The sequence below is a fragment of the Prevotella sp. DNF00663 genome (assembly GCF_001553265.1).
GTDB lineage: Bacteria > Bacteroidota > Bacteroidia > Bacteroidales > Bacteroidaceae > Prevotella.
On record NZ_KQ960606.1, the window covers coordinates 1 to 867 of the forward strand.

General features: G+C 39.4%; 1 protein-coding gene. It reads right to left on the reverse strand.

Features of this window, described 5'->3' with window-relative positions; all coding sequences use genetic code 11:
- Positions 1-867, reverse strand: an 867-nt coding sequence (locus HMPREF3034_RS03875; protein WP_062433387.1) for an IS982 family transposase, incomplete at both ends; no start/stop codon positions are given.

The window sequence follows — 867 nt, forward strand, 5'->3', positions numbered from 1 at the left end:
AAGTTCCAATTGCCTTGATTTCTCTACGTGTACCGGCAGTGCTTCCGGCTTATTGTCAAAGAAACAATAGGCTGTAAGAGCGGAGCACAAGTTCATGATGAAATTATGTATTGATCGATGCCGTGAATGTACAAGGTTAGCCTTGTTCTTGAGCAACTCGTTGATACATTCGATGATGTATCTCTTTCTAAGCATGATTTTGTCCCACATAGGCATAAGTTTGTTCTTCATATTCGCTTTTAGACCATGTACGAGATGTATGCCTTGATCGAACAATGTTTCAAAAAGTTCCTTTTTGATATATCCTCTGTCAGCGAACACTTTTCCATACAAGACTTTTGTAAAAACGCTCCACACCCGTTTATCTCTGTCATCAACATTTGCCCCTGTAAGACAGAAGGTTATAACCTCGCCAGAGTCATTACAGAGCAGGTGCAGTTTGAAGCCGTGGCACCAACCCATAGTACCTTTTCCGTTCTTCGCGAAACCGGCAAATACCTTGTTAAAATAACGCCGTACATTATGACATACAGGTATCATTGTACTGTCTACAAATGTTATTCCCGTACATTTACCAAAGGCATAAAGCTTCATAAACATCATCATCTGGAAGAAAACACGCGGCATTAGTTCCACGAAACGATTGTAGGATACAGCGTCGGGAAACTCATGCTTGAGTTGTCTGTGAATACAGTTGAGGTAATACTCCTTGAAGTTACGGTATGTACCGAAATGATAGCACACAAGAATAGTCATAATTTCGCTTTCAGAAAGACGACCTTTACGATTTCTATAACGTTTTCCTTTACCGTTATTAGTAGGTAGAAAAAGGTTATTTTCGAGTTCGCTATTCAAATTTTTGTTAAA